General features: G+C 32.4%; 6 protein-coding genes. 3 read left to right on the top strand and 3 right to left on the bottom strand.

The window, feature by feature from the left end; genetic code table 11:
- Positions 1 to 377: 377 nt before the first annotated feature.
- Both nhaC and CD116_RS10250 read right to left on the bottom strand, forming a co-directional pair.
- A complete protein-coding gene (nhaC, locus tag CD116_RS10255) occupies positions 378 to 1778 on the bottom strand; it encodes a Na+/H+ antiporter NhaC (protein WP_078101715.1) in 1401 nt (466 codons plus the stop codon).
- 96 nt (positions 1779 to 1874) lie between these two features.
- Entirely contained in the window at positions 1875 to 2957 is a 1083-nt protein-coding gene (locus CD116_RS10250) for an NAD/NADP-dependent octopine/nopaline dehydrogenase family protein (protein ID WP_047425991.1), read from the bottom strand.
- A 250-nt stretch (positions 2958 to 3207) separates the two neighbouring features.
- Between CD116_RS10250 and CD116_RS10245 the strand changes: the two genes are divergently transcribed.
- The 3 genes from CD116_RS10245 to CD116_RS10235 all read left to right on the top strand — a co-directional run bounded on the left by CD116_RS10245 (position 3208) and on the right by CD116_RS10235 (position 5582).
- Positions 3208 to 3630, top strand: coding sequence for a DUF4870 domain-containing protein (locus CD116_RS10245; protein ID WP_047549683.1), 423 nt, complete (start codon positions 3208 to 3210; stop codon positions 3628 to 3630).
- 235 nt (positions 3631 to 3865) lie between these two features.
- Positions 3866 to 4372 (top strand): CHAP domain-containing protein, encoded by a 507-nt coding sequence (locus CD116_RS10240; protein ID WP_047549686.1) that lies wholly within the window; start codon positions 3866 to 3868, stop codon positions 4370 to 4372.
- A gap of 256 nt (positions 4373 to 4628) precedes the next feature.
- Positions 4629 to 5582, top strand: a complete 954-nt coding sequence (locus tag CD116_RS10235) for a 2-hydroxyacid dehydrogenase family protein (protein ID WP_047549689.1) — start codon at positions 4629 to 4631, stop codon at positions 5580 to 5582.
- 89 nt (positions 5583 to 5671) lie between these two features.
- Here the strand turns inward: CD116_RS10235 and CD116_RS10230 are convergent, their stop codons facing one another.
- A complete protein-coding gene (locus tag CD116_RS10230) occupies positions 5672 to 6796 on the bottom strand; it encodes an FAD-dependent monooxygenase (protein ID WP_047529690.1) in 1125 nt (374 codons plus the stop codon).
- Positions 6797 to 7030: the final 234 nt, after the last annotated feature.

The raw sequence follows: 7030 nt of genomic DNA, 5'->3' as shown, positions 1-7030 counted from the left end.
TTCTAATTGAAAATTATCTTACTGCTGTTTTTTTAGGGATTTATGTCCCAGCCTGATTCCGTTTAATAATGATAAAGCTATAAAACAACATATAGCCATTGACATACCTTACCTAAAAGATATGCCAATTTAGCTATACGTTGATACTTTTTCAGTTAAAGTACTAACAATTATACTTGCCTTCAAATTCTCAATTACCTTTGTCATTTTAAAATGACCATAAACTTACATTACATTTATCAACATGTTCCGCTACAAAACACATTAATAATATGTAAAGAGGATATTTCTTCAAGTTGAAACCTTCTCAAAATATAACCGCTACAATTATAAATAAGATTAATGTTTCAACATATTATATATATTCCACAATCACATTAAGTTAAACGTGTATTCGATGACTTTTTAATTCCAATACCAGTAATACCATAAATAATTGCGATGATCGCACATAAATAACATGGAACCGTCCAAATGAAAAATTGTCCAACTGAGACATGTAGTTGACTTGCATAGTATATCCCTGAAGTTCCCCATGGTATAAGTGGTAATATCATCGTACTTGAGTCTTCAAGTGTTCTTGATAGAACCGTGCGAGACACATGATATTTCTTAAATAAATCTTTCATTAAAACACCAACCATAATAATTACAATTGATGCGACACCTGCTGCAAATACAAGTCCTAAGCAACAGATAACTGTCATACAAATTAGACTACCTACAGAATGAATACTTTTAGAAACTGTGTCTAATAAAACATCAAGACAGCCCGCTTTTTCAACAATACCTGCAAATGCATACCCACAAAATATCGTTACTAATATTTGTGTCATACTCATCATTCCACCCTGTTCTAACAAGCTTTTCACACTTGATGAAACATGTGATTGATGTATCATAGATTCATTAAATCCACTAAATGTTGCTTTGAATCCATCTACCATTTTAAAATGATGATTAAAAGTCCCTACTACAATGGCTGAAAAGCTTGATATTAGCATAGCAGGCACTGTAGCCATTTTTAATAGCAAACAAACAATGATCACAATTAAGGGAACCCAGACCCATATGTTAATTTGATAAATTTGTGCAAGCTCTGATAACAAGGTTTGAATCTGTTTATCATTTGAATGCCCTTTAAATTGAAATCCAGCAATAAACCATACTAATAAACCTATGATTGACGCAGGTATAGTTGTCCACATCATCGAATGTATATGTTTAAATATATTAACTTTTGTAACAAGTGCTGCTAAATTGGTCGTATCAGATAATGGTGACATTTTATCACCAAACACCGCACCAGCAATAATTGCTCCTGCTGCCATTCCTGGTGCAATACCTAATTGATTTCCTACAGAGATTAATGCTATTCCTGCAGTAGATGCTGATCCCCAAGCTGTACCAGTAGCTATAGATGTAATAGCACTTATAAAAAATGCAGATATTAAAAAATAGCTTGGATTCAATAAATCTAAGCCATAATAAATTAAAGCAGGAACTGTTCCAGAAAACATCCAACTCCCTACAATTATACCGACTGCCAAAATAATGAAAATAGCAGGCATTGCAGTATTCAGTCGTTCTGCAATGCCTTTTTCCAAATCTTGCCATGTCAATCCTACACGTTTAGCAATCCATGCGGCATAAGCTGAAGCAATGATTAATAACACTTGAATTGGAATGTCAAAAATTACAAATCCTGTTACTACTACAATAACCATAACTACTATTGTTGAAATTGATTCTAAAAAGGTTGGTTGTCTTGTCATCATATATCGTCCCCTTTGTTTATTGATGCAAAACCACTTTTCTTCAATTTACTTTCTATTAATACATTTCTATTTCCTTATTTGTATTTAAGGTAACATTTATTTTAAATATTTATCTAAATCTAGTTTATCCAAACCAATAGTTTCAACAGTTAATCCTTCTTCAAAGAAATCACGTTCCAGAATTGTTGATGCAATAACAATGACAGCATCAATGTTTGGCGTTGGCACATCAATGACTTTACCTAAGCTTGACCATAATACTAAACCATATGCAATATCCTCAGTTAAATATCTGCTTTCTACATGATTTGGTCCTGGGATTTGTGAAAATACTGGGCTTGTATTGAATAATCGGTTCAACGGTTCATCTTCTTTATCACGTTCTAAATAACCACGCTCAATGCGTGATTCTTTCGCAGTAGATAATTCAAATCCTAATCTACGCCCTAAATTCAATCTTTCTAACTCAATTGCATGTAATAGTCTTACCGTATGTTTTGTAATACCTTCTTTATATAATGCAAACTCACCGGCATAATCAATACGCCCCACATTTAATAAAGTTGGTCCTGGATGTACTTCTGGATTACCATTTTCAAGATTTGTCTTAATTAAACTTTCTTCTTTAACTAAATGGTCATAAATACTTGAAACTTTATCGTAACAATCATTCAGGCAACTTCTGTCATACGTTGAAAAGAAGATACGACGTACATTTAATGATAAATCAACTGTTGCATTCTCAAAGTCCACACGTGTACCATACGTTAATGTATTAGCTTCAGCCAATTGCGGTTTAGTATCAATGTGTCTGTCTTCCAAAACGTTCATAAAACGAATTGACCCCATTGCTGCAGCCATGTTGAAGAATATCAACTGATTATTCGTCACATGCTCTGCCATTACATCAGCATAATATTCTATGTATGAAGATGGGATAATAACTTGAACAATCTCAGCATCTTTTAGCACATATTCCATATCATCGCTAATATCAGTGAATTCTACGAAACGTTCTTCGCCTTCATTATGAAAATCGAATCCACCTTTGTCGATTGCGTTTTGAAATTTATTTATTGATTGATTACGACAATATAATTTAACTTCATGGCCTTTGTCTACCATGTCCACTGCTGCCGTAACCGCACCATTTCCTGATCCTACAATTGCTATTTTCATAAACAACCCTCTTTCTATCTTTCTTTGCTTAAAAATAAAAACACATTATACGTAAGACAATATAAAAATGATGCGAATTCATCACGCATCATTATAAATGTTAAGTATATATAACCTTAAATTAACCTATTTAAACGCCAACGTCTACCACTTATTTTTAAATTTAATAATTGTTTAATAAACATGTTTATTTTGATTATATTTTGTTATAGTTAAAGATAATATTACAATTTTCAAAGGAGTGTCTAATATGACAACTGAAATGAATGACGTAACAAATCAACAACCGAATCGCAAATCCAATGATGAAAACATTATGGCGATGCTTATCTATTTATTAAGTTTATTCACATCTATTATTGGTCCACTGATTATATGGTTATTAAAAAAAGATGAATCGAAACTAGTTGATCGTGCTGGAAAAAATTATTTTAACTATACGATTTCTTATATCATTTGGTCTGTTATTTTAGCAATCTTTACCATTATCAGCATTCTTATAGCTTCTATAGATATAGAAATTCTTTCAATAATAGGTTTTATAATGATTTTATTCAGTGTGCTATTATTATTTGCTTTCTCAATATTATCTTTTGTTTTCACAATTATTGCGTGTGTCAAATATTATAATGGCCAAGAATATGTAATACCTTTAACAATCCGATTTATTTAAACATATTACAAATAAATATTTTCTATTAATTACCTGTTAATCTCATTGTAACTTTGGCTATTTTTTATTACAAAATTAGTCAAAGTTTTTTTATTCTTTTACAAAACAATAACATTCCCCACAAATGAGATTAATTTTGTTAAAGTAACTATTGTCATCAATTGAGATGTAAGAATAAAACAGTCGCTACGTTTTATTTATAAAAAAAGATATAGAACTTTGGAGGACTTTATTCATGAAAAAATTAGTAACAGCAACTACATTAACAGCAGGTATCGGTACAGCATTAGTAGGTCACGCGCATCATGCAGATGCTGCTGAAAATTATACAAACTATAATAACTACAACTATAATTACAACACGACTCAAACAACAACTACTACAACAACTACAACTACAACTTCATCAATTTCACACGCAGGCAACTTATATACAGCTGGTCAATGTACTTGGTATGTATATGATAAAGTAGGCGGAGAAATCGGTTCTACTTGGGGCAATGCTAACAACTGGGCTTCAGCAGCTCAAAGTGCTGGATTCACAGTAAACCATACACCTTCTAAAGGTGCAATTCTACAATCATCTGAAGGACCATTTGGTCATGTTGCATTTGTTGAAAGTGTTAACAATGATGGTTCAGTAACTATTTCAGAAATGAACTATAGTGGTGGACCATTCTCAGTAAGTTCAAGAACAATTTCAGCTAGTGAAGCTGGTAACTACAATTACATTCATATTTAATGAGTATTTAGATACATATCACTTGGACATCTGATCCGGCAAATATGTTATCAATAACAATTGAGCTTTCCTGTTTAGGATAAGCTCTTTTTTATATTCATAATTAATACTTCATACTTTTTAACCTTGTTAAATATATTAATCCCCCACTTTCACTCTTGAAAGTATACGCTTACATCATTGATATGCAATAAATCTCGACATAGTTGTATACAGTCTAATCTTCTACTATACTAGATTAAAAGGAGTGAGCTTTATGGAAAAAGTTTATGTTGCTGGTGCCATACCAGAAGTAGGTTTAAAACTTTTACAAGAACATTTTGAAGTTGAAATGTATGAAGGTAAAGGATTAGTCGATAAAGACACTTTAATTAAAGGAGTACAAGGTGCGACTGCTTTAATTAGTTTATTATCAACTAACGTCGATAAAGACATTATCGATGCTGGTAAAGACTTAAAAATCATTGCAAACTATGGTGCTGGTTTTAATAATATTGATATTGAATATGCACGAGAAAAAAATATAGATGTTACAAATACGCCAAAGGCTTCAACCAATGCAACTGCTGATTTAACAATTGGCTTAGTTCTTGCTGTTGCTCGACGCATTGTTGAAGGTGATGAATTATCACGAACAACTGGTTTTGATGGATGGGCACCTTTATTTTTCAGAGGACGTGAAGTATCAGGTAAAACAATCGGTATTATCGGCTTAGGCGAAATAGGTAGTGCCGTTGCACGCCGCGCCAGAGCATTTGACATGGACGTCTTATATACTGGCCCACATCGTAAAGAAGAAAAAGAACGTGAGATTGGTGCTAAATACGTAGATTTAGATACCTTATTAAAAAATGCCGATTTCATCACAATAAATGCTGCTTACAATCCTAAATTACATCATCTAATTGATGCAGAACAATTTAAAATGATGAAATCAACAGCATATTTAATTAATGCATCTCGTGGTCCAATCATACATGAATCTGCACTTGTTCAAGCTTTGAAACATAACGAAATTGAAGGTGCTGCACTCGATGTATATGAATTCGAACCAAAAATTACGGATGACTTAAAATCCCTAAAAAATGTAGTACTAACACCACATATTGGTAATGCTACATTTGAGGCTCGCGATATGATGTCAAAAATCGTTGCTAATGCAGCTATTAGCGTAGCTCAAGGTGAAAAGCCACAATTCGTCGTAAACTAAATACTTAACTATTACTTATTACATCAAACAAAATTCACCCCGCATGTTGTAAACTCACTACAACATACGGGGTTTTTTATATAATTATTTTATTTTTCTTTTGATTTATATAAAAATTTAGTCTGACCTGCCGCTAATGCATTCGGCATCATTTTCATCATACGGTTTCTTATTGCTACAATTAATCGATTTCTATATTGGGCAATTTTGCCGATTTTTCTAGAGCGCTTAATTACTTTAGCAGTATGCTTAACTCGTAATTTATCATAACGTTGTAATGCTTTTTCAAAATCATATGAATTAAAGCAATTTACTAATACGATAGCATCTTCCATTGCCTGACCAGCACCTTGCCCCATATTAGGAGTCGTTGCATGGGCCGCGTCTCCCAATAAAATAGTACGTCCATAAACAAATGATTTTAATGGTTTTAAATCATAAATATTATGCAATAAAATACTAGTCTCACTTTGTTTATCTAATACTTCTCTAACTTCGTTTGGATAATGATTAAAGTAAGCTTGTAAATGCGGTTTTCCAAATGCACTATATTTATGGTTATTTTCCTTAGTATTAATAGTAATAAACCAATATGCTTGATTATTTAATAATGGAACAATACCTACTCTACCTTTTCTACCCCAATATTCCTTTGCACAGTCAGGATGTTTCAAATCGATATCATCAACTAATCCTCTAAAGCATGTATAACCTTGGTATAATACCTTACTATCGGTATTTACAGATTGTCTTACTTTAGAATGAATTCCATCAGCCCCAATACACAAATCAAATGCTTCACTTTGTTGATTGGCAAAATGAATTGTTACTTTATCAGTATCATTATCGATGTGAGTTACCTCATGTTTTGTGAAAATCGCATCATCTTTAACATATGATTTTATAACCTCAATTAGTGTTTGACGTGGTAAAGTCACATTTAATGTATTACTTTTTAATTTAACTGTAGATAATGGACGATCTTTGTCATCTAATATTGTCATTGTTGATAAGATTTGTCCTGCATTTTTAATGCCTTTGGCTAAATCATGATTACCTAGCTTTTTAAGCACATTATCTCCAATACCTATTCCAGCACCTATTTCATCAATTGAGTCATTTTTTTCAAACACTTTAATAGTATGACCTTGTTCTTGTAATAATGCAGCTGCTGTTAATCCACCGATGCCTGCACCTATAATTGCTATCTTCATATTGTCACCTCTATATTTTTCATTCTTTTCTATTTTATCACATGCGCTATTGTTTAAAAATGACTCTGAGGCTGAGACATAAATCAATATTCTATGCTCTACAAAGTTATATTGGCAGTAGTTGACTGAACGAACATGCGCTTGCAACAAGCTTTTTTCAATTCTAGTCAGGGGCCCCAACAAAGAAGCTGACGAAAAGTCAGCTTACAATAATGTGCAAGTTGGGGTGGGACA

It is taken from the genome of Staphylococcus schweitzeri (assembly GCF_002902405.1).
Lineage (GTDB): Bacteria > Bacillota > Bacilli > Staphylococcales > Staphylococcaceae > Staphylococcus > Staphylococcus schweitzeri.
This window is presented reverse-complemented; position numbering and strand designations above follow the sequence as displayed.

Coding starts and splice junctions, on each gene's coding strand:
- nhaC (WP_078101715.1), bottom strand. CDS start 1,778: ATGATGACAAGACAACCAACCTTTTTAGAATCAATTTCAACAATAGTA.
- CD116_RS10250 (WP_047425991.1), bottom strand. CDS start 2,957: ATGAAAATAGCAATTGTAGGATCAGGAAATGGTGCGGTTACGGCAGCA.
- CD116_RS10245 (WP_047549683.1), top strand. CDS start 3,208: ATGACAACTGAAATGAATGACGTAACAAATCAACAACCGAATCGCAAA.
- CD116_RS10240 (WP_047549686.1), top strand. CDS start 3,866: ATGAAAAAATTAGTAACAGCAACTACATTAACAGCAGGTATCGGTACA.
- CD116_RS10235 (WP_047549689.1), top strand. CDS start 4,629: ATGGAAAAAGTTTATGTTGCTGGTGCCATACCAGAAGTAGGTTTAAAA.
- CD116_RS10230 (WP_047529690.1), bottom strand. CDS start 6,796: ATGAAGATAGCAATTATAGGTGCAGGCATCGGTGGATTAACAGCAGCT.